This is a genomic window from Bacillus sp. BS98 (assembly GCF_008432245.1).
Classification (GTDB): domain Bacteria; phylum Bacillota; class Bacilli; order Bacillales; family Bacillaceae_G; genus Bacillus_A; species Bacillus_A toyonensis.
The window spans coordinates 220,206-242,500 of record NZ_CP043830.1 but is presented as its reverse complement, the minus strand read 5'-3'; the positions used below and the strand labels follow the sequence as shown (position 1 = coordinate 242,500).

General features: G+C 36.8%; 24 protein-coding genes and 5 tRNA genes (1 of these 29 only partly in view). 3 read left to right on the top strand and 26 right to left on the bottom strand.

Annotation, left to right across the window (positions count from 1 at the left end; all coding sequences use genetic code 11):
- From F0362_RS01410 to F0362_RS01385, 6 genes are all read right to left on the bottom strand, one after another.
- Positions 1-5: transfer RNA gene (locus tag F0362_RS01410), tRNA-Met, on the bottom strand (it extends 72 nt beyond the left edge of the window).
- 25 nt (positions 6-30) lie between these two features.
- Positions 31-106: transfer RNA gene (locus F0362_RS01405), tRNA-Val, on the bottom strand.
- 4 nt (positions 107-110) lie between these two features.
- Positions 111-185, bottom strand: a tRNA-Glu gene (locus tag F0362_RS01400).
- A gap of 8 nt (positions 186-193) precedes the next feature.
- Positions 194-284, bottom strand: a tRNA-Ser gene (locus tag F0362_RS01395).
- Between the two features lie 3 nt (positions 285-287).
- Positions 288-362, bottom strand: a tRNA-Asn gene (locus tag F0362_RS01390).
- A gap of 114 nt (positions 363-476) precedes the next feature.
- Positions 477-944 carry a SprT family protein gene (locus F0362_RS01385; RefSeq protein ID WP_000544525.1) on the bottom strand — a complete coding sequence of 156 codons (468 nt, stop codon included), beginning with the start codon at positions 942-944 and terminating at the stop codon, positions 477-479.
- 207 nt (positions 945-1,151) lie between these two features.
- On the opposite strand from F0362_RS01385, the gene cmpA reads away from it, so the two are divergent.
- Entirely contained in the window at positions 1,152-1,268 is a 117-nt protein-coding gene (cmpA, locus tag F0362_RS01380; RefSeq protein WP_001143642.1) for a cortex morphogenetic protein CmpA, read from the top strand.
- A 58-nt stretch (positions 1,269-1,326) separates the two neighbouring features.
- Here the strand turns inward: cmpA and F0362_RS01375 are convergent, their stop codons facing one another.
- The 6 genes from F0362_RS01375 to acpS form a co-directional block, all read right to left on the bottom strand.
- A complete protein-coding gene (locus F0362_RS01375) occupies positions 1,327-3,495 on the bottom strand; it encodes a Tex family protein (protein WP_000426215.1) in 2,169 nt (722 codons plus the stop codon).
- Positions 3,496-3,563: 68 nt separating this feature from the next.
- The gene (gene ndoA, locus F0362_RS01370; RefSeq protein ID WP_000635963.1) at positions 3,564-3,914 is read right to left on the bottom strand and encodes a type II toxin-antitoxin system endoribonuclease NdoA; all 351 of its coding nucleotides are present in this window, start codon (positions 3,912-3,914) and stop codon (positions 3,564-3,566) included.
- A 4-nt stretch (positions 3,915-3,918) separates the two neighbouring features.
- Positions 3,919-4,206, bottom strand: a complete 288-nt coding sequence (locus F0362_RS01365) for an antitoxin EndoAI (protein WP_000004570.1) — start codon at positions 4,204-4,206, stop codon at positions 3,919-3,921.
- A 299-nt stretch (positions 4,207-4,505) separates the two neighbouring features.
- Positions 4,506-5,675 carry an alanine racemase gene (gene alr, locus F0362_RS01360; RefSeq protein WP_000390621.1) on the bottom strand — a complete coding sequence of 390 codons (1,170 nt, stop codon included), beginning with the start codon at positions 5,673-5,675 and terminating at the stop codon, positions 4,506-4,508.
- Positions 5,676-5,792: 117 nt separating this feature from the next.
- Entirely contained in the window at positions 5,793-6,743 is a 951-nt protein-coding gene (locus F0362_RS01355) for a LolA family protein (protein WP_002037834.1), read from the bottom strand.
- A 156-nt stretch (positions 6,744-6,899) separates the two neighbouring features.
- Positions 6,900-7,259 carry a holo-ACP synthase gene (gene acpS / locus F0362_RS01350; RefSeq protein WP_000635048.1) on the bottom strand — a complete coding sequence of 120 codons (360 nt, stop codon included), beginning with the start codon at positions 7,257-7,259 and terminating at the stop codon, positions 6,900-6,902.
- A gap of 92 nt (positions 7,260-7,351) precedes the next feature.
- On the opposite strand from acpS, the gene F0362_RS01345 reads away from it, so the two are divergent.
- Entirely contained in the window at positions 7,352-7,924 is a 573-nt protein-coding gene (locus F0362_RS01345) for a rhomboid family intramembrane serine protease (protein ID WP_000908503.1), read from the top strand.
- Here the strand turns inward: F0362_RS01345 and uvsE are convergent.
- From uvsE to F0362_RS01275, 14 genes are all read right to left on the bottom strand, one after another.
- A complete protein-coding gene (gene uvsE, locus F0362_RS01340) occupies positions 7,917-8,879 on the bottom strand; it encodes a UV DNA damage repair endonuclease UvsE (protein WP_000961174.1) in 963 nt (320 codons plus the stop codon). The two genes, F0362_RS01345 and uvsE, sit on opposite strands and share 8 nt — an antisense overlap.
- A 93-nt stretch (positions 8,880-8,972) precedes the next feature.
- Positions 8,973-10,562, bottom strand: a complete 1,590-nt coding sequence (locus tag F0362_RS01335) for a degradosome RNA helicase CshA (protein WP_000206605.1) — start codon at positions 10,560-10,562, stop codon at positions 8,973-8,975.
- Between the two features lie 305 nt (positions 10,563-10,867).
- Positions 10,868-12,244: a UDP-N-acetylmuramoyl-tripeptide--D-alanyl-D-alanine ligase gene (murF, locus tag F0362_RS01330; RefSeq protein WP_000610669.1), complete on the bottom strand. Its 1,377-nt coding sequence runs from the start codon at positions 12,242-12,244 to the stop codon at positions 10,868-10,870.
- 60 nt (positions 12,245-12,304) lie between these two features.
- Positions 12,305-13,390 (bottom strand): D-alanine--D-alanine ligase, encoded by a 1,086-nt coding sequence (locus F0362_RS01325; protein ID WP_000161430.1) that lies wholly within the window; start codon positions 13,388-13,390, stop codon positions 12,305-12,307.
- Between the two features lie 238 nt (positions 13,391-13,628).
- Positions 13,629-14,903, bottom strand: coding sequence for an MDR family MFS transporter (locus tag F0362_RS01320; RefSeq protein ID WP_000799751.1), 1,275 nt, complete (start codon positions 14,901-14,903; stop codon positions 13,629-13,631).
- 108 nt (positions 14,904-15,011) lie between these two features.
- Positions 15,012-16,427 (bottom strand): branched-chain amino acid transporter BcaP, encoded by a 1,416-nt coding sequence (locus F0362_RS01315; protein WP_000809353.1) that lies wholly within the window; start codon positions 16,425-16,427, stop codon positions 15,012-15,014.
- Between the two features lie 223 nt (positions 16,428-16,650).
- Complete coding sequence (locus F0362_RS01310; protein WP_000499906.1) at positions 16,651-17,823, bottom strand: homogentisate 1,2-dioxygenase; 1,173 nt, start codon at positions 17,821-17,823, stop codon at positions 16,651-16,653.
- On the bottom strand, positions 17,789-18,745 hold the full coding sequence (locus F0362_RS01305) for a fumarylacetoacetate hydrolase family protein (RefSeq protein WP_000674026.1): 957 nt from the start codon (positions 18,743-18,745) through the stop codon (positions 17,789-17,791). Before F0362_RS01305 ends, F0362_RS01310 begins: the two co-directional genes overlap by 35 nt.
- Positions 18,746-18,811: 66 nt before the next feature.
- A complete protein-coding gene (hppD, locus tag F0362_RS01300; RefSeq protein WP_000810910.1) occupies positions 18,812-19,930 on the bottom strand; it encodes a 4-hydroxyphenylpyruvate dioxygenase in 1,119 nt (372 codons plus the stop codon).
- A gap of 310 nt (positions 19,931-20,240) precedes the next feature.
- A complete protein-coding gene (locus F0362_RS01295; protein WP_001083697.1) occupies positions 20,241-20,351 on the bottom strand; it encodes a DUF3948 family protein in 111 nt (36 codons plus the stop codon).
- Between the two features lie 42 nt (positions 20,352-20,393).
- Positions 20,394-20,510 carry a DUF3948 family protein gene (locus F0362_RS01290; RefSeq protein WP_000654250.1) on the bottom strand — a complete coding sequence of 39 codons (117 nt, stop codon included), beginning with the start codon at positions 20,508-20,510 and terminating at the stop codon, positions 20,394-20,396.
- 35 nt (positions 20,511-20,545) lie between these two features.
- Positions 20,546-20,662, bottom strand: a complete 117-nt coding sequence (locus F0362_RS01285) for a DUF3948 family protein (RefSeq protein ID WP_000654250.1) — start codon at positions 20,660-20,662, stop codon at positions 20,546-20,548.
- 35 nt (positions 20,663-20,697) lie between these two features.
- Complete coding sequence (locus F0362_RS01280) at positions 20,698-20,814, bottom strand: DUF3948 family protein (protein ID WP_000654250.1); 117 nt, start codon at positions 20,812-20,814, stop codon at positions 20,698-20,700.
- Positions 20,815-20,849: 35 nt separating this feature from the next.
- Positions 20,850-20,966, bottom strand: coding sequence for a DUF3948 family protein (locus tag F0362_RS01275; RefSeq protein WP_025988984.1), 117 nt, complete (start codon positions 20,964-20,966; stop codon positions 20,850-20,852).
- A 443-nt stretch (positions 20,967-21,409) separates the two neighbouring features.
- Here F0362_RS01275 and F0362_RS01270 point away from each other — a divergent pair, with 443 nt between their 5' ends.
- On the top strand, positions 21,410-22,282 hold the full coding sequence (locus tag F0362_RS01270) for a Cof-type HAD-IIB family hydrolase (RefSeq protein WP_097979874.1): 873 nt from the start codon (positions 21,410-21,412) through the stop codon (positions 22,280-22,282).
- Positions 22,283-22,295: the final 13 nt, after the last annotated feature.

The following is a 22,295-nucleotide window of genomic DNA, read 5'->3' as shown; positions in this document are numbered from 1 at the left end:
CCGCGATAATACTATTCATATAAATTTATATGGTGGAGGATGACGGGATCGAACCGCCGACCCCCTGCTTGTAAGGCAGGTGCTCTCCCAGCTGAGCTAATCCTCCAAAGTGGTGACCCGTACGGGATTCGAACCCGTGTTACCGCCGTGAAAGGGCGGTGTCTTAACCACTTGACCAACGGGCCAATATGTATGGCAGAGAAGAAGGGATTCGAACCCTCGCACCGCGTTAGCGATCTACTCCCTTAGCAGGGGAGCCCCTTGAGCCACTTGGGTACTTCTCTGTATGGCTCCGCAGGTAGGACTCGAACCTACGACCGATCGGTTAACAGCCGATAGCTCTACCACTGAGCTACTGCGGAATAATGAAGACAATTTGTATCTTATAAAACTTCTCATCGTAAGTCAAGATGTTTTTTAACAATATCTTGCACAAACGTGACATGTTTATAATATACTGGATTGCGTTTTCACTGTCAAGATGTTTTCGCTACCGGTTTTAGTTTTCCCTTACACTTTCCACAGACATATCTTTTTGTATTTATTTGACGTCTTCTTACATATTGAAGCGAACACTCCATACATTCATACATATAAACCTTCTTTTCCTTCTTTTCCTTCTCTTCATTAATCATTCGCTTACAAAAACGTGGTGCACCTACCTTTTTTAATAGTTCACGAAAATCCCTATCCCGATGCTTATATCCTCTCCCTGTAATATGCAAGTGATAATGACAAAGTTCATGTTTAATAATCCCGACTAATTCTTCTTTACCATACATTTCATAATATCGATAATTCAGTTCGATATTGTGACTCTTCAATAGATAACGTCCACCAGTTGTACGTAATCTATTATTAAACATCGCTTTATGTAAGAATGGCATCCCGAAGTATCGTAGGGATACTTCTTCCACTAGCTGCTGAATTTCTTTCTCATGCATTCTCATTCCTCCTAAACAAAAAAATATTTTTACACTTTTCTCCCTTCCTATACATATATTAAATAGTACATATACCCATCCTCATTCAAGAAGCGTGGTTTCTAAAAATACGACATTAATAGAAATCCACTCATTAACCTCTCGTCAATAGTACCTTAACTACAAAGGTAAATTTTTGAGAGTAGGATTATACAAGGAGGGATTCCTATGCCTACATGGCTAAAAAAACAAATGCAACGTGCATATTTTGAAAAAAACCGGTATCAAATTAAATTGCTAAATGAATGCTGGTTTTATTATAGCAAAATACATCAAAGCTCATAATCCATTACACTTTCTACTCCATAAAAAAAAGAGCAGTTTTATCTGCTCTCTTTTCTTACTATTCAATCGGTAACATAGATAATGCAACACGACCTTTTTTTGTATCAATATCATCTACCCATACTTTTACGATTTGCCCTACAGATACAACATCTAATGGATGCTTTACAAACTGTTTGCTTAATTTAGAAATATGCACTAAACCATCTTGTTTTACACCAATGTCAACAAAAGCACCAAAATCAACAACGTTACGAACTGTCCCTTCCAGTTCCATACCACGCTGTAAATCTTCTAATTTCAAAATCCCTTTTTTCAGAAGTGGTTTTGGCAATTCATCCCTCATGTCTCGCTCTGGACTAATTAAGGCATCAATAATATCAACCAATGTCGGCTCACCGATCTCCGTCTCTTGAGATAATTTAGAAACATCCACTCCCTCTAAACTCTCCTGCAAGTTCGGTTTCCCTACATCATTCTTCGATAACCCTAGACTCTTTAGTAGCAATTCGACATTTTTATATTGTTCTGGATGGATCCCTGTACGATCTAACGGATTCGCGCCTTCTAATATACGTAAAAACCCAATACACTGTTCATATGTTTTCGCGCCTAAACGAGGGATTTTCTTTAATTCAGTACGCTTCGTAAATTTCCCATCTTCCTCACGCTTAGCTACAATATTTTTCGCAACTGTTTTTGATAACCCCGAAACATATTGTAACAATGCAACTGAAGCTGTATTTACATTCACACCAACTTGGTTAACTGCTGTCTCTACCACAAATGTTAACGATTCATTTAATCTCTTTTGAGTTACATCATGTTGATATTGCCCCACCCCTACCGATTTAGGGTCAATTTTCACGAGCTCAGCAAGTGGATCTTGCAGGCGTCTTCCAATTGAAACCGCGCTTCTTTCTTCAACTTGGAAATCAGGGAATTCCTCACGAGCTAAATCGGAAGCCGAATACACACTTGCCCCTGCTTCATTTACAATAATATAGAAAACATCCTGTTTCACACTTTGTAATACATCTACTATAAACTCTTCCGTTTCTCTAGAAGCTGTGCCGTTCCCAATTGCAATCATTTCAACTTGATATTTATCTATAATAGAAAGAACTTTCTTTTTTGCATCATCATATTTACGAACAGGTGGATGCGGATAAATAACATCGATATATAGAACTTTCCCCGTATCATCTACTACAGCTAATTTACAACCAGTTCTATATGCAGGGTCTACGGCTAGCACAACCTTCCCTTTCATTGGAGGTTGTAATAATAAATTACGTAAGTTCTCAGAGAAAATATGTATCGCTTGTTCTTCAGCTGTTTCTGTTAATTCTTTTCGAATTTCTCTTTCAATCGAAGATTGAATTAATCGTTTATAGCCATCCTCAATCGCTAATTGTACATAATGCGCACTTTTTGAATCGTTATCACGGATTACTTTCTTATATAAGAAAGTTATTATCTCATCTACTGGTGGAACAACAGAAACTCTCAATATATCTTCTTTCTCACCGCGATTCATCGCTAATACACGATGCGGTACTACTTTCTGCAACGGTTCTTCATAACTGTAATACATTTCATATATATTCTTTTCATCTTTTTCTTCGTCTTTTACAACCGAAGACATAACACCTTTTCTAAAAGTAACATTCCGAATCCAACTACGATACGCAGCTTCATCTGAAACGATTTCTGCAATAATGTCTTGCGCACCTTGCAACGCCTCTTCTGCAGATTCCACTTCTTTTTCTGCATTAACAAATTCCATAGCCTTTTTAGCCGGATCTTCTTTTTTATATAACAATAACCATTCAGCTAGCGGTTCTAATCCTTTTTCTTTTGCAATCGTCGCTTTCGTTCTTCTTTTCTCTTTATAAGGACGATATAAATCTTCTACTTCCTGTAGTTTCGTTGCGGCAACAATATGACGGCGCAACTCTTCGGTTAGCTTACCCTTTTCACCAATAAGACGAAGAACCTCTTCTTTCCTATCTTCAAGCTGCATCATATATTGCCATCTCTCTAAGATTGCACGAATTTGCACCTCATCTAAAGAGCCTGTCCATTCTTTTCGGTAACGAGCAATAAATGGAACTGTGTTACCTTCTTCTGTTAATTGAATAACATGACGAACTTGCTTTTCGGTAAAGCCTAATTCTTTCACTAACATTTTCATTAACGCTTGTCGATTATCTACCATTTCCATATACAACCGTAACCTCCTCTATAATAAAAAAAAGTTGCCCTTCAAAGAGAGCAACTTAAACTGCCGATTTAAAAATCTATTAGTCCTAAACTAATTTGTAACGCTTCATCTACACGAATCATCATCACTTCATCCAAATGAGTGATTTTGTCCGTTAAGCGTTGCTTATCGATTGTTCGAATCTGCTCAAGTAAAATAACAGAATCTCTCTCAAATCCATACTTTTTCGCATCAATTTCCACATGAGTGGGTAATTTCGCTTTTTGAATCTGTGCAGTAATAGCCGCTACAATCACCGTTGGACTAAAACGATTTCCGATGTCATTTTGAATGACAAGAACCGGACGAACGCCTCCTTGCTCAGAACCAACAACTGGGGAAAGGTCTGCAAAATACACGTCGCCGCGTTTTACAATCAAAATATTACCCCCCGCTAACTAAGCGTTCTACCGTATGAGCTGCTTCATACTCTGCTAAGAAAGCTTCAGATGCAATACCAAGATTAATTTTTCCCATTTCAATGTACCCACGTCGCATTGATTCATGTTGGTAGCGTTTCTTCGTCTTATGTTGACGCAATAACAGTTGTGTTGCCTGGCAAATTAGTTCATGGCGATTCTTATTCTCTTGTTTTCCAATTCCGTCCAATTCCGTTACCATTTGCTTTGGCAACCGAACCACGATTTCAGTAGTTACACTTGATTCGGACACAAAAATACACCTCCACCGTCAACTACACACCCAAATATATATATGACACCTATTGTAATAATACCATTGTATGGAGCCTGTTGCAAAGACTTCCTTATTCCTTGCTTATGTTTTCCAATTCACAGGAAAAACATTCATCTTCTATTATTTTTCATCTTATTTTAAACAAGGAACAAAAGAATTCCTATGCAAAACTTATATTAAAAGTGATTATAAGTAAAAGCTTCTCATCAAAAAAGAGCATATTTTCCATCAATAAAAAGCTCAATTAAATGACAAGAAGCAAATTAGATGATCTTCTATATATTATTCAAATAATTGATGATTTCTACAACTTTACCATGTCGTATAAATATTCTCGGCACACGGAAACTAATCGTTGCAATAATTTCATAATTAATAGTCCCGGAATATTCAGCAACCTCTGTAGCGCTAATATATTCATCACCTTGTCGTCCAATGAGTGTAACTTTCGTACCAAGCGGGACTTCACAAGGAAGATGAATCATGAATTGATCCATTGTTACTCTCCCTACAATCGGTACTCTTTTACCATCCACAAGCACTTCAAATCCTTGTAATCTTCTAAGCCAGCCATCTGCATATCCAATCGCAACAGTTGCAATCCATTCTTCAGTTTTTGTTCGGTAAGTGACGTTATAACTAATTCCATCCCCTTTAATCACCTGTTTAATATGAGCAACTTTCGTATGCAGTGATAACGCCGGTTCTAATTTAAATGGTAAAAAAGGACGTATTTCTACAGATGGGGATAATCCATACATCGCAATACCAATTCGTACTGCATTAAATGTAATTCCTTGAAAACGTAAAGTTGCAGCACTATTAGCTGTATGGACAAATTTAGGATCCACTCCGAATTCCTTCAACCAACTTAACTGCTGCAAGAACGTGTTATATTGCTTATCAAAATACGAAGTCTCAACCTCATCTGCTGTTGCAAAATGCGTATATACTCCTTCTAACTCTAAAAATGGTGCACCTTCTAAACTCTTTAAGAATTCTTTTAATTCTTTGCGTTCGCGTATTCCAATTCTCCCCATACCACTATCAAAATTAATATGGAATTTCATTATAGATGAACCATCCCATAGTTTGATGGCTTCTTCCACCCATTCTTTTTGAAAAACAGTTAATGCTACATCATTTTCAGCAGCTACATTTATATCTCGAGGCGGGGAAGGACCTAGCACTAAAATTGGTACGGTAATACCAGCCCTTCTAAGAACTAAGGCTTCATCTAAAAAAGCAACTGCTAATCTTGTTGCACCTGCTTCTAATGCGGTTTTAGCCACCGGTACATAATCGTGCCCATATGCATTCGCTTTAACTACAGCAAAAATCTCAACATTACTCGGAATGAACTCTTTAATATGCGTAATATTGTTATAAATCGCATCTAAATCCACTTCCACCCAAGTATCACGGTAAAATGACGCTTCTTCCATAAATACACTTCCTTATACACGATATGCGAAGCTTATTCTTTTATATGCTTCTTTTATGAAATCCACCTTCAAACTAAGAAAAGACGTGGTGCACATATATCACCACGTCTAAGAAGTTTACTTCACCTGCTTCGCTGTAACTGAACGAGCTACCATTAACAACTCATTCGGCTCTAAACCTTTAGACACGAGCATATATTCTACTCCGTTATGTGACCACGTTACAGATTCTTTCGTCAATGCACCAATCGTAAACCCAAGATCAACCGGCTCTCCACTTACACTTACTGCTGACGAAGCCTCTGCAACTTTTGCCTTTTCTTGTATTAAGGTAAAGGATTTCTTATTTCCAGTGTATGTGAGTATCGTACGCTTGCCACTGTCTGTCTTCAACTCTTTTTCGTCTTTCAGAGTCATGCCTTGCGGCGTATCACGCGGATACAAAATAGCAAATGGTTTGTCTTCTTTCGCTGTTGTTTGAACATCTACTTGCGCTCTAGACATATTTTGTTTCGTATCAAATGCACCTTTATCAAATTTCGCATCGAATTTCACTTTAGAGAAATCTACTTTCACAAGAACATTTTGATCATTATCCATTAATTTCACCGAAACTGGTGTTAAATCGCTTTTCTTCAATGTAATCTCTTGTTTCGGTAACATATTTTGATGTTGATAGTTTGTTTTTGTTTTGAAAATATAATATTTATCTGTTTTCTCGAAAGTAAGGTTTTTCTTATCCTGCAAAATATCTCTTACAAGTGATTCATATAAATAGGCCTGGCTACTATTTTGCGGCCAATCACTTTGAAAACGGAAACTCTTATTAAGCGCTGGAGTTAATACAAATACCCCTTCTTCATTTCTTAAAATAATTTGGCTCTGATCTTTTTTTGCATTCTGTAAATTCACACGATAAAAAGAAGGTTCTTTATGCCAAATTTCCACTTTATACTCCTGAGGCTCATTCCCTGTTTTAATAGTTAATTTCGCTTCAGCTTGATAACTTTTCATCCCTTTCACTTTCGCTTCTAAATCTCTCACAACATCATCTTGTTTCTTTTCCATACAGCCCGCCAACACAAAAACGGTCAATAAACCGACAAGAACTAAAAACAGACGCCTTTTCATCACTTCAGCCCCTTTGCCCCTATAAATGAATGGAAGGTGTACCTTCCTTATCGCTACCTCAAATATATGAGACAAGGATATGAAATATGCAGACTAGCGTGACAAGCTTTCTAAAACAACTTGTGCAACAGCAAATTCCTTACTATGACTAATTGATAAATGAACAATATGCTCTGTATTTGCAATAAGAAGCGGCTTCCCTCTATCATCATTTTTCACTTCAATATCTAAAAAACTCACTTCTTTCCCGATACCAGTGCCTACCGCTTTTGAATACGCCTCTTTCGCTGCAAATCTTCCCGCTACAAACTCTGTAAGGCGACTCCCTTTCAGTTCCATAGCAACATTACGTTCACTTTCAGTTAAAATACGTTCCATAAATTTAAGCTTTCCATCTAGCATTTTTTCAATTCGATTCAATTCAATAATATCTATTCCAATCCCTACAATCATTTCGAAATCCCCTTCTTCTATTTAGCTTTCTTCTTTCATATTGTAAGAATAACAGAGAATCATTCTGATGCAAAAGGAGTGATACTACCAGCATGCTAATACGACCCACTCGCATTTCCTTAAATCCAATCATCCTCTCTTTACTTCTTATTCAACTATTCATGATGATGTTAGGCGACTTCTTTCTCTTTCCAATGGCAGCTAACAATGAATATATCACTAAAGGAGAATGGTGGCGTGTCATAACTTCTCTGCTCGTACACGTGGACTTACAACATTTTCTTTCTAATAGTATTTGCTTATTTATTCTTGGCTCTTCTATCGAAAAACAACTCGGACACATTTCTTTTATCATTCTATTTTTTCTTCCCGGTATTTCCGGAAATATCGCTTCTTATATTATTATGCCTCCTGAATACATTCATACGGGAGCATCTGGTGGGATTTTCGGGTTACTAGGCGCCCAACTATTTTTATTGTACAATCGATACCGCCCTTCACACTCAAAAGAAATTGCTATTTTCTCAATCATGATACTTATATTACTATTATTTACTTTCTTTAATCCTTTCGCCAATCCTATAAGCCATTTAGCAGGATTAATAACCGGTGGTATTTTAACTCCTTTTTTAACAAAAAAATTCGATGGTGCTGAGCTTATTTAATGTAAAAGCTCGCACCATCGATAATTTCCACATCTATTTGTTTACTTAAGTCTCTCATGAGTTGAAATAAAGACTCATCCTTCTGCTTCGCCTCAATCATACAATCAATTTGCCCAACACTTCCCTTAATCCTTCTTAAAAAAGATAAGAATGCATCAACATCAATAAAATCAGCGTGTGCCCTCGGGTCTTTCTCATCTCTAGGACTGGAGATATGCATTTTAACTGGTAACAAAGATGTTTCCCACGTATGAACAACACGCGCCCAATCTTCATGCCAATCTTCTCGTTCATTGTTCATCGTATGATGATGCAAATCAAACACGACCGGAATGTCTAATTTTTCTCCTAAATACAATGTTTCCGCTAGCGTGAAGGTTGTATCATCATTTTCTAACATGATCATTTCTTGAATACCCCTTGGAACGTTAGACCAATTTTCTATAAAGCGTTCTAATGCGAGCTCTTTATCTTTATAACCTCCTCCAACATGTAATACACATCGTTGCTTATGTGCAATCCCCATACCTTTTAACATTTTTTTGTGCATCTGCAAAGTTTTTACTGACTGTTTAAAAATACTTTCCTCCGGTGAATTTAGTACAACAAAGTGATCCGGATGGAAATCAATACGCATATTCATACGAATTGCGTATTCACCTAGCACTTTTAAACTTTCTTTTAATGGACGAATATAGTTCCACTCTAACAACTCCTCATGATTCGCTAAAGGAATAAGCTTAGAACTAAGTCGAAAGAAAGATATATCATGCCCCTTATTATGCTTTAATAACCGCAAGCAATTTTCCAAATTCGAATTAGCGATTCTTTCAAGTTTACGAATCGCAGCCTCTCGATCATCAATCCGTTGAAACTGTGCATATGTCATCGTTTGAGATGGAGATGCGTTCTTCAAATGCACACTCATCGCAACATACCCAAGCCTTACAAGCATATCGTACCTCTTTTCTACATGAGTTATTATGTAGTATGTACAATTTTAGAAATAAAAAAAGAGAATGCCAACAAAGGGCATTCTCTTTTTTTATTAAGCTTGTGGACGGCTATGATGTTTTCTTTCGCCGCGTCCATTTGAAGAAGATCCAGGGCGACCTTGACCTTCACCTCTACGACCACGGTTACCATCACGGCCACCATCACGATTGCGATCACGGTTACGACCATCGCCACTGCGTCCGTCACGGTTACGGTCACGGTTACGACCATCGCCACTGCGTCCATCACGACTACGATTACGGTTACCATCACGGTATCCGCCTCCGTTACCACCGCGTTTTTTAGAACCGCCACCTCTTGAAACAACTGGTGGTTCTGATGTTAAAGCGATTGGTGTTGTATCTGGCTCTTTTGTCATCATTTTTAAAGCAGCAGCTACTACTGTTACAGAGTCGTTCTCTTCTAACATTTCTTCTGCAATACGCTTGTAGTATGATAAGTTATCATTTTCAATTGTGCTTTGAAGTTTTTCAGCGATTAAACGTTGTTGACCTTCTAGTGCCTCGTCAAGTGTCGGTGCTTCCATACGGTCAACCTTACGTTTTGTTGTACGCTCGATATTTTTTAATTGTCCTGATTCACGTGGTGTTACAAATAACATTGCAATACCTTTTTTACCTGCACGGCCAGTACGACCGATACGGTGAACGTATGATTCTGGATCTTGTGGGATATCGAAGTTGTATACGTGTGTTACGCCTGAAATATCAAGACCACGCGCAGCAACATCTGTTGCAACAAGAACTTCAATAGCACCTTCTTTAAATTTACGTAATACAGACATACGTTTCGCTTGTGTTAAGTCACCATGAATACCTTCTGCTGCATAACCACGTAAGTTTAATGCTTCTGATAATTCATCAACACGACGCTTTGTACGACCGAATACGATCGCAAGCTCTGGAGATTGAATATCTAGTAAGCGCGTTAATACGTCAAACTTTTTCTTTTCTTGCACTTCTAAATAGAACTGCTGAATGTTTGGCATTGTTACTTCTTTTGCTTTTACTTTAATGTGTTGAGGCTCAGTCATGAAACGCTCAGCAATACGACGGATTGGATCTGGCATTGTCGCTGAGAATAATAATGTTTGATGTGTTTCTGGCACATCTGTTAAAATTGCTTCAATATCTTCAATGAAGCCCATGTTTAACATTTCATCCGCTTCATCAAGAACAACAGTCTCAACGTTTTGTAGGCGAAGTGTTTTACGGTTAATATGATCTAAAATACGACCCGGCGTACCAACAATAATGTGTGGGTGTTTTTTTAGAGCACGAATTTGGCGGTTAATATCTTGACCACCATAAATTGGTAAAATACGAACGCGTTTATGTTTACCAATTTTGTATAGTTCTTCTCCAACTTGAATTGCTAATTCACGCGTTGGCGCGATAACAATACCTTGAACTGCTTCTTTACGAGTATCTACTTTATCTAATAGCGGTAATCCAAATGCTGCTGTTTTCCCTGTACCTGTCTGCGCTTGCCCAATAATATCTTTACCTTGCAATGCATGTGGGATTGTTTCAGCTTGAATCGGCGTAGCCTCTTCAAAGCCCATACTTTCAACAGATTGCAATAAAGATTCACTTAATCCTAATTCTCGAAATGTTGTCAATGTTACTTCTCCTTTTCTATCCTATACTTATCATTTAAAAAAAGGCATTTTCCGAATTGGCGGAAAAGCCCTTTTCCTGAATGCTCACGTATATAAACGGGCGTATTTCTACACGAAAATACTTTTAAACGTTATTACACTTTATCAATTATAAGTTTTGTATGTGCAAAAAGCAAACCCAACTGTTACCTTATTTTCATATTCAGGACTTTTTTTCTTCACTTTTATTTTTTAACACCCTCTGTAAGCGCTTATTATAAGTTTCTTCTATTTTCGTGACTATCATCCCTATTTATATTCACCAATTATTTCAACATCGTAATAACTTCTTCTAATTTCATACCACGAGATGCTTTAACTAATACAACATCGTTATTACCAACTACCGCCTGTAAATCTTTTACAAGCTCTTCTTTATTATGATAGGCCTTTACACGTTCACCAGGGAAATTAATTTCCGCTCCCTCAGCAATTTGAGCCCCTAATCTACCATATGTGAATACATATGAGATTTTTGCTGGGTCAATTAATTTACCTACTTCATAATGAAATTGAACCTCTTGGTCTCCAAGCTCTAACATATCACCAAGCACGACGATTTTTTGAGAAAAACCATCTAAACCATTCATTAAATGGAATGCTGCTTCCATAGCTGTCGGACTTGCATTGTAAGCATCATTGATAACTGTTAACCCACTATCCTTTTTTACAATTTCCATGCGCATACCTGTCATTTGAAGTGTTACTAAACCTTGTTTCATTTCTTCCCATGTCACACCAAAATGTTTCGCAATCGCCATGGAAGCAAGTGTATTATACACATTATGTTTCCCTAACACTGGTATATAAAATGAAATGTTTTCTTCTCTATTCATTTTAAAATGTGTGCCAGTTGCCTGTAATGTTACAGTCGTTGGATAGTAATCGTTTGCTCTGGCATCACCAAATGTTACTGTTTCCGTCGCTAAATTCATTTCAGGAACACGATTTGTTAATAATGGCTCATCTCCGTTATATACGAACACTCCGCCTTCTTGTAATCCTGCCACAATTTCTAATTTCGCTTCTGCAATTGCCTCACGAGAGCCTAAATCCATTAAATGCGCCTCACCAATGTTCGTAATGATAGCTGCATTAGGACGAGCTAACTTAGATAAGAATTCAATTTCTCCTCGGCTTGACATACCCATTTCTAATACAGCAACTTCCGTATTTTCTTCTAGGTTTAAAATAGTAAGAGGTAAACCGATATGGTTATTGAAATTACCTTCTGTTTTTTGAACTTTGAATTTAGTCGCAAGAAGGCTTGTTACAATATCTTTCGTAGATGTTTTACCGTTACTACCTGTCACACCAATAACTTTAACATCCAATTGATCGCGATAGTTTTTCGCTAACATTTGTAATGCCAATAGTGTGTCTTCTACAAAAATAACTGGAAGATTCTCAGGCGGATTTGCTACATCTTTCATCCATAATGTAGCAACAGCTCCATTTTCAACAGCTTTATCTACAAAAGCATGTCCATCGAAACGTTCACCTTGAATCGGAACATATAAATTTCCTTTTTCGATTTTTCTCGTATCAATAGACACTCCCTGTATAGTAATTCCCTCATACTGCTCTGCTAATCCCGTACCATTTATCATCTGTTCTACTTGTTTTAACGTTCGATTAATCATGAAAACACTCCTTACATAGAGGAAGCACTATTCCTTCGAATAGTGCCTCCTCCTTTTTTGTTATATTGTATATTTAATTTTTTGTTTTTCTTCGTGACGTTCAATCGCCAAACGAATTAGCTCTTCAATTAATTCTGGATATGGTAATCCAGTATGTTGCCATAATAGAGGGAACATACTAAACGGCGTAAATCCTGGCATTGTGTTTACTTCGTTAATATATACTTCTCCGTCTTTCGTTAAGAAGAAATCAGCTCGTGTTAAGCCTGCACCATCTAAAGATTGGAATGCAACAATTGCATCTCGCTTAATTACATTAGACTCTTCTTCTGTCATTTCAGCTGGAATAATTAACGCTGTATCACCATCGATGTACTTCGACTTATAATCATAAAAGTCCTTTTTCGGTACGATTTCACCTACAACTGAACATTTCGGTTCGTCGTTACCTAGTACACCAACTTCTACTTCACGACCTACGATATTTTCTTCTACAATAATTTTGCGGTCGAATTGGAATGCCTCTTCAAATGCACTCTCAAGTTCTTCACGATTTTTACATTTATTAATACCAACACTTGAACCAAGGTTTGCTGGTTTTACGAAGCAAGGATACCCTAACTTCTCTTCTACTTTGTCATAAGCTTCTTCGCGATTTTTTTCCCATGCACTACGAATGAAAGATGCATATTTCGCTTGTTTCAAACCAGCTTCTGCAAAGATATTTTTCATAACAACTTTATCCATACCGGCAGACGATGCTAGAACACCATTTCCTACATAAGGAATGTTCATTAATTCTAATAACCCTTGAACCGTTCCATCTTCACCATTTGGTCCATGTAGTAATGGAAAAATAACGTCGATAGCATCTTCCTCAGAAGTTGCAGATGGAATAATTTCCGTGCTTAATGATAACGGAGAAATCGAATTTTCTGCACCGCTCATTTTTAAAGCTTCAACATCCGTTACTTCACCTTCAATACGCTCACCGCGTACCCATTGACCTTGCTCTGTAATATAAATCGGATGAATCTCGAATTTATCTTGATTTAACGCTTTAATAGCAGCAAGAGCCGTCTGTAACGAAACTTGATGCTCAGCTGATTTTCCACCATATAATAAACCTAATTTAATTTTCGTCAATTAAATCACCCTAACCAATTGTTTTCATTTTTCTATTTTAGCACTTTTTATAAAAATAGGTAGTTCCTATTTGAAATAAAATGTAACTTCCACAAATAATTAAATGACACCACTTATTGGATTTCTACACTTTTCTATTTCATTTTCTTCACAACTACACAAAATGAAATGGCAACCTAATCTAGTTATGTACCTAAAATATGTAGAAATCCCCTTTTTGTGTATGTCACCTATTTTATTAAGAAGATTGTTTGGTTAGTGTGTCCTTTTGCCTTTGTTCCACAAGGCGATCTAAAGAAACGTATACAATACCTGCAACTAAACATCCTACACCTAAAATTGTAAATAAGAAATGTCCGAGTAATCTATCTAATAAAAAACCTCCAAGAAGTGGACCAAATGCACTTCCCGTAATCCACTGCAAACTCGCTGCTCCCATATAAGTTCCTCTCAAATGCTCAGGGGCCAAATTCGCTACAAACGTCATCTGTACAGGCGACATAATCATCTCGCCTAACGTATATATGGCATACACGAACATTAACGTCACTAAAATAATTGTAGCATTTGTATTAAATTCTCCAAACCACTTCGGTAACCACCCTATAAAAAACAAACCAATTCCAAACAAACACGCCCCGTATAACATCGTCTTTCCGACAGGTTTATCTGTCGCCCATTTTGAAATTTGAAACTGGAACAACACAACTAATAGTCCATTTAGCGCCATTAAATACGGGTATGGATTGTTAACTCCAAAAATATCCTTCATTTCATTATCAAAGTGAAGTGGTAACATGCCTTCTGTTTGAGAAAATCCCATAGAAATAATGATACCTGCTAACAAATAAATCATTAACGCCTTATCTCTCATTAAAACTTTCCAAACTGCACCTGATTCCTTCTCTGCATTCTCTTCTTTTTTATCTGCTGCTTTTGGCATTGTCTCCTGGATAAGAATTAGTACAAGTAATGCATAAAATAGCATCGTAGAAGAAGCAATAATAAACACAAGATTCTTTGACAACACCACTACTGATGCACCCATTATTGGACCGATTGCAGCACCTATATTGTGTCCCATTCGCAATAAACCATATGCTTCGGTTCTTTTTTCGGGCGCGGTCACATCTGCAACCATCGCTGATGCAGCTGGATGAAATAAAGAATTACTTAATCCTAAAAAAACAGATAAAATTGCATATGAAATAAACCCTTCTATAAATAAAAAACCGAGCATTAATAATGCATTACTTGCCATTGAAAATATCATAATCGGCTTTCTTCCATATATATCAGCAATTCTTCCACCTATAAGCGATCCAAAGCTTGCAGCAATTGGAGAAAGCGCCATAATAACTCCAACCTGTAATAAAGAATCTACCTTATCTTTTAAATATAATGCGAAAAAAGGCATTAACATCATCATCGCAATTCCATTCAATGTCTCACCGATAAATCGAATCCATACGTTACGATCCATTTCCCTTAGCTCACGCCATGTATTTTTCATATTTTCACCCCTTTAGTTGACCAACAATTATCTTATAATAGATTCAGAAAAATGTAAATTTTCAAATAAAAAAATCCATTCTAACAGAATTAGAATGGATTTTTCCACTTATAAATTCGCTACATCATCTTCTTTTTTACTATTATTTAAAACACTATGTTTTCGACTATATAAGAAGTAAACCGCTATACCGATAACCATCCATACTCCAAAACTAATCCACGCTGTCCCTGATAATTGAAGCATTAAGTATAAACAGAAAATTACTGTTAACGCTGGTAAAAATGGTACGAGTGGCGCCTTAAATGCTCTTGGTAAATCCGGATGAGTCTTTCTCATCACAATAACCGCAACAGCTACGAGTGCAAAGGCTGACAATGTCCCCATGTTTACAAGGTGTGCCAATACATTTAAATCTATTAATCCTGAAATCAATGCTGCAATAATACCCGTTGTCCATGTATTTAAAAACGGTGTTTTAAATTTCGGGTGAACCTTAGCCAGACGCTTCGGCAATAACCCATCACGGCTCATCGCATATGAAACACGAACTTGCCCATACATCATCACTAGCATTACAGTTGTAATCCCTGTGATTGCCCCTACTGAAATTACCCCCGCTAAACCATCTTGTCCAATAAATTGAAGTGCAAAAGCAACTGGATCTGATATATTCAGCTGTCCGTATGGAACAATTCCTGTCAGAATAAGTGAAACAACGATATAAAGAACTGTACATATTAATAACGATGCAATAATGCCGATTGGTAAATCACGTTGTGGACGTTTCACTTCTTCCGCAGCTGTTGAAACTGCATCGAATCCTATAAATGCGAAGAATACTGTAGCAGCCCCAGCCATTACACCATCTAAACCAAATGGCATAAAAGGCGTCCAGTTTTCAGGCTTCACATAATTAAAACCAGCAAAGATAAAAATAAGAACAACTGCTATTTTAATAAATACCATAATATTATTTACACGTGCACTCTCTCGAACACCCCTAGATAAAAGAGCTGTCATCACTAAAATAATTAAGACTGCAGGCAAATCAATTATTCCACCTTTTCCTGTGCCTGGGGCCGAAGAAAGAATGGTCGGAATATGAATCCCAAATCCCTTTAGTAAAGACTGAAAATAAGCGGACCATCCATTTGCTACAGCAGATGTAGCAAGTAAATATTCAAGCATTAAATCCCAACCAATTAAAAACGCGAATACTTCTCCCATCGTCGCGTACGTATATGTATATACGCTACCCGAGACAGGAACTGAAGAAGCAAATTCAGCATAACAAAATGCAGCAAAGGCACAGGCTAATGCGGCTATCGCGAATGATAATATAATAGCTGGTCCAGAATGTTTTGCTGCCACTACGCCTGTAAGAACGAAAATACCAGTTCCAACAATCGCTCCGATTCCAAGCATAGTTAAATCCAGTGCGCCCAATGTTCTCGCTAACGTTTTTTGCTTACTTTCTTGCATTAACTTTGCAATAGGCTTCTTTTGAAAAATTTGCTTCATCGTCCACTCCTCCAAGTTTTAAATTTTCTGAAAATTTTTAATTCGCTTTTTTATTTTACTCATAACACTTTTTCTCGTCAATACTTTTGTCGAAATAAGTAGAAATCTTTCGGAATATACAATATCCTTATTATTCTTTCTGAGAATCTTTCTATCACCTTATTTTGGTGTCATTATACATATTAAAGAGGCGTGCCCCTTTATTGAGCACGCCTCTTTTTGCTTATTTCACAGTATATGAACCATCTTCAATCCAGCTATACATATACTTTTCATCTTCCGTTTCATGTGCTTGTTTTACAATACGAAGCGGACGGAATGTATCTATCATAACGGCTAATTCAAGCGTCTCTTTTTTTCCGATACTTGCCTCTGTTTTCCCAGGATGCGGCCCATGAGGAATTCCGCTCGGGTGAAGTGTAATAGACCCTTCTTCCACACCTTTTCGGCTCATAAAGTTTCCTTCTACATAGTACAGTACTTCATCACTATTCACGTTACTATGATAATACGGTGCCGGGATAGATTCTGGATGATAATCGTATAAACGCGGTACGAAAGAGCAAATGACGAAATTATGCCCTTCGAATGTTTGATGTACTGGTGGTGGCTGATGAATACGGCCTGTAATTGGTTCAAAATCCTCCACATTAAAGACCCACGGATATAAATAACCATCCCACCCAACAACATCTAGCGGATGATGCCCTAAAACATACTTATGCATATATCCTCTCGACTTTGTCATTACGACAAACTCACCTTTCTCATCATATGTCTCTAATTTTTCCGGGCCACGAATATCTCTCTCACAAAACGGGCTATGTTCTAACAATTGCCCATATTCATTGCGATAGCGACGTGGTGTTGTAATTTGGCTATTCGCCTCTACAACAAGAAACTTAGTCTCTCCTTCATCTGGAATAACACGATAAATCGTTCCAATTGGGATCGTTACATAATCACCTTTTCTATAGTGAATCGTTCCGAACATTGTTTCGATTTTTCCTGTTCCATAATGAACAAATAACATTTCATCGCCATCGCCATTACGATAGAAATAGTCCATTTTTTCTGTCGGAGTCACTACTCCAATTAATAAATCCTCATTCCCAAGCATAAAATTTCTTCCGCTTACCGCATCGCCCGTTTTTTTATTTTCTTTCGTGCGAAAATGCCGATGTGCAAGAGCTACATCTTCTTCATACTGCAACTGACAAGAATGAGATACTGCCGCATGACCTACTTCCGTTGGCATATAATGATGGTACAAAATAGACTGCGTACCAGAAAAACCTTTCGTTCCCATTACCTGTTCACGATAAAGCGCTCCATCTTTTTTACGAAATTGTACATGTCGTTTATGAGGTAGCTCCCCCATGTGACGATAAAACATGCCCATCACCTGCTTTCATGTCTTTTTTGACCGTATTACGTAACGTACCTAAACCAGTAATCGACAGCTCTACAACATCTCCATCTTGTAGCCACTCTTCTGTACCAAGTTCTAAAATACATCCTGTTCCTACTGTTCCAGAACCGATCACATCTCCCGGATATAAGGTCACGTCTTGTGAAGCACGTTCAATCATTTCAGCAAACGTATAGTAAATATCTTGGAAATTTCCCTTTGATAATAGTTTCCCATTCACGTGAGCAGTCATCTCTAAATCATATCGATTACCATTACGATAAATGTCTAATTCCTCTTTCGTAACGAGATACGCTCCTAATGAAGTTGCAAAGTCTTTTCCTTTTGCTGGTCCAAGCCCTACCTTCATTTCTGTTGCTTGTAAGTCCCTTGCACTCCAGTCGTTCATAATACAATAACCAAAAATATATTCCTCTGCTTGCTCACGAGAAATATTTCTTCCTTCTTTTCCGATTACACAAGCAATCTCTAATTCATAATCAAGCTTTTTAGACTTCTTCGGACCAATTACAAAATCATCTGGACCAATAACAGCACGATGGTTAGTAAAATAAAAAACCGGGACATCATACCATTCAGGTACAACATCTAGTCCTCTTCGTCCGCGAGCTGTTTTTACATGCTGTTCAAATGCATAAAAATCTCGAATGCTACCCGGATTAGGAATAACAGCTGTCAATTGTACTTCTTCTAAGGAATATATACCCTTGTTTGGATTCTTACTATTACGCAGCAGCTCTACATACTCATCCGCTTTCTCTAAAAAGGCGAGCATAGAGGAAGGGACTTTTCCGTCACTAGCAAGATTCATATCGATTACTTTGTCACCTTCAAGCCACCCAGCTCGCATTTCTTTCGAAGGGAGACGAAATGTAACAAATTTCATCATAATTCCTCCCTATGAAAATGAAATTTCCACCAGCAAAAGAATTCTTGCTGGTGGATACAAATCTTATAAATTTCCGCGACGCTCTTGTTCTCTTTCAATTGATTCGAATAATGCTTTAAAGTTCCCTTCACCAAATCCACGAGAACCTTTACGTTGAATGATTTCAATAAATAAAGTTGGACGGTCTACAATTGGTTTCGTAAAGATTTGCAGTAAATAGCCCTCATCATCACGGTCTACTAAAATCTTTAATTCTTTTAACTTATCAATTTCCTCATCGATTTTTCCAACTCGCGCAGTTAACTCATCGTAATACGTATCTGGTGTATCTAAAAACTCCACACCATTTGCACGAAGCGCTTCAACTGTTTTAACAATATCACTCGTTAATAAGGCAAGATGTTGTACACCTGCTCCATTATAGAATTCAAGATATTCTTGAATTTGCGATTTTCTCTTTCCATCTGCTGGTTCGTTAATAGGGAACTTAATACGACTTCCATTCGTCATAACTTTTGACATTAATGCCGAATACTCTGTACTAATATCATCATCGTCGAAATGGATCATTTGTTTAAAGCCCATAACATTCTCGTAATAACTAACCCACTCTTCCATTTTCTCAACGTTACCAACTACATGATCTACAGCAATTAAACCAGATTCTTCAAATGGAATATTAAACTCAACCTTTTGGAATCCTGGCATAAATGTTCCTTTATAATTTTTACGCTCTACAAGCGTGTGAATTGTATCACCATACGTACCAATAACTGCTTTTTTCAATGTACCATCCTCATCTGTTAACTCCTCAGGTGGAGCAATTGCGACGGCACCACGTTTCACCGCTTCCGAGTAAGCCTTATCAACGTCATCGACAAGTAATGCAACGTCTTTTACACCATCACCATGAGTTTTTACAAACTCTGCGATACGATTATCGCTACCTAGGGCCCCGGACACAACAAAACGCATATTTTTTTGCACAAGAACATAAGATACCTTTTCACGGTTTCCTGTTTCTAATCCAGAGTAAGCCACAATTTTGAATCCGAACGCTCTCGCAAGGTAATAACTCGATTGTTTTGCATTCCCTACGTAAAACTCCAAATGATCTACATCACGTACCGGAAAAAAGTCCTCCATTTGTGCAGCTAGCGTATCCATAGATTTTTGTTTCATAATCTCTTCATCCCCCTGTAAATAGATTAAATGGTCCATACCTAAAACCAACCAAAAACGCTTCCAACATCAATTTATAGAAATTAGTTAGCAGGCTAACAATTTCTGACCTTTAAAATTTTCTATCTTTTCTGTCAAATTCCTCTTTTTTTCTTACATATAAAATTCGACTTTTTTCTCTTTAAAGTAAGGGGAAAATATTCATAATTGAAGGTATATATGTGGGGAAAACAAAAAAGACTCCAACATATTAACTACTTACTAATACGTTAGAGTCTTTATTTTTTTTGAATAATTGTATTTATATTTCTCATACTAATATATTTGCAAGGAATAGAATAAATGATGTTAATATTACTGCTCCGCCTAATGATCCTAATAAATCTGTTTTTGTTACTTGTAGCACTTGTTCACTGTTCATATTCCTCATTCTCCTTTCATTTTGTACAATTTAAAACTTTTATTATACTAATACGCTTGATAGAAATACGATTAATGCCGTTAACACTACTGCTCCACTTGCTGATCCTACGAAATCACCTTTTGTTACTTGTAATACTTGCTCTTTCATATCTTTCATTCTCCCTTCATTTATCTTTTGTTACAAAACTTCTATTATACTAATACGCTTGATAGAAATACGATTAATGCTGTTAATACTACCGCTCCACTTGCTGATCCTACGAAATCACCTTTTGTTACTTGTAATACTTGCTCTTTCATATCTTTCATTCTCCCTTCATTTATCTTTTGTTACAAAACTTCTATTATACTAATACGCTTGATAGAAATACGATTAATGCTGTTAATACTACCGCTCCACTTGCTGATCCTACGAAGTCACCTTTTGTTACTTGTAATACTTGCTCTTTCATATCTTTCATTCTCCCTTCATTTATCTTTTGTTACAAAACTTCTATTATACTAATACGCTTGATAGAAATACGATTAATGCTGTTAATACTACCGCTCCACTTGCTGATCCTACGAAGTCACCTTTTGTTACTTGTAATACTTGCTCTTTCATATCATTTATCCTCCCTTTGAATAAGTTTTCTATATGTAATTTCTAAGAAATGTTTTTTTCATAGTTTTTATGTTATCGTTACATTGAATTTGATAACGTAACGTTTGTAACATTAATGTAACATAACTATTATTACGTTGCAATATGATTACGTAAATTTTATTACATTTTTTTTACGTTTTTTTATAAACACCCTTAAAAACCCTATTTCAATGCATTTCCCACTACATTCACGTTTGTAACATTCGTGTAACATTACAGTCATAAACCTAAATATAACTATATTCCTCTCTACTTTTGTTACAAATCAAGGTGAATCTTTAATAAGTAAGGTTGAATCTACTAGGTTTTCACTGGATGGTACACTATAGGACAAAATACTATCTTTCCAAGATAAGTTTATATGTTTCCTCTATATAACTATGTATAATAAAAACAAAGAGGTGGTCATTTTGAAATTAATCGCATTAGATATGGATGGTACACTACTATCATCTAATCTTGAAATCTCCAAAGAGAACTTACAAGCAATCCAAACTGCACAAGAAGCTGGACATATTGTAATGATTTGTTCTGGCCGCGCAAAAGAGGATGCTTTAAAACTATTGGAAGAATACCAATTATCTCTTCCAGTTGGAGCAAGCAATGGGGCAATTGTTTACGTGGATGGAAAAGTAATTAACTCGCGTTGTTTACAAAACGATAAAGTATACAAACTTGCAAAATTACTAGAAGCTGAAGGTTTTCCATATAAGCTATATACAAATAAAGGGGTTTACTCTCCTTCTACATGGCAAGATCAAGTGATGCAGGCATTCGAAGAAAACAAGCATGCGCTAGATGTTACATTAGAAGAACTCGAAAGAATTACAGAAAAACAAAAGAAATCAAACCTAATTACTGATTTCCAAAAAATCGAAGATGTTGTAAACAATCAAGAACTCGAAATATCTAAATTCTTCATTTTAACGTTCAATGCAGGTCATCGCGCCCAGTTATTAAGTATGTTACAAGAAGATACTGCTATTATGGTTACAGCATCTGCTCCTACTAATTTAGAAATTATGGATAAGAATGGACATAAAGGAAATGGGCTACAGCAGATGGCAGCTCATTTTAGTATCCCAATTGAAGATACAATTGCTATTGGTGATAATTTTAATGATGTACCAATGTTAGAAGTTGCTGGTTTATCTGTTGCAATGGGAAATGCTGAAGAAGATGTAAAAAAATTATGTGACGTTGTAACATTAACAAACAATGAACATGGTGTTGCCCATGCAATTGAGCAATTTGTTTTAAAACAAACTTTATCTAGTAAATAAAAAAAAGACCCTT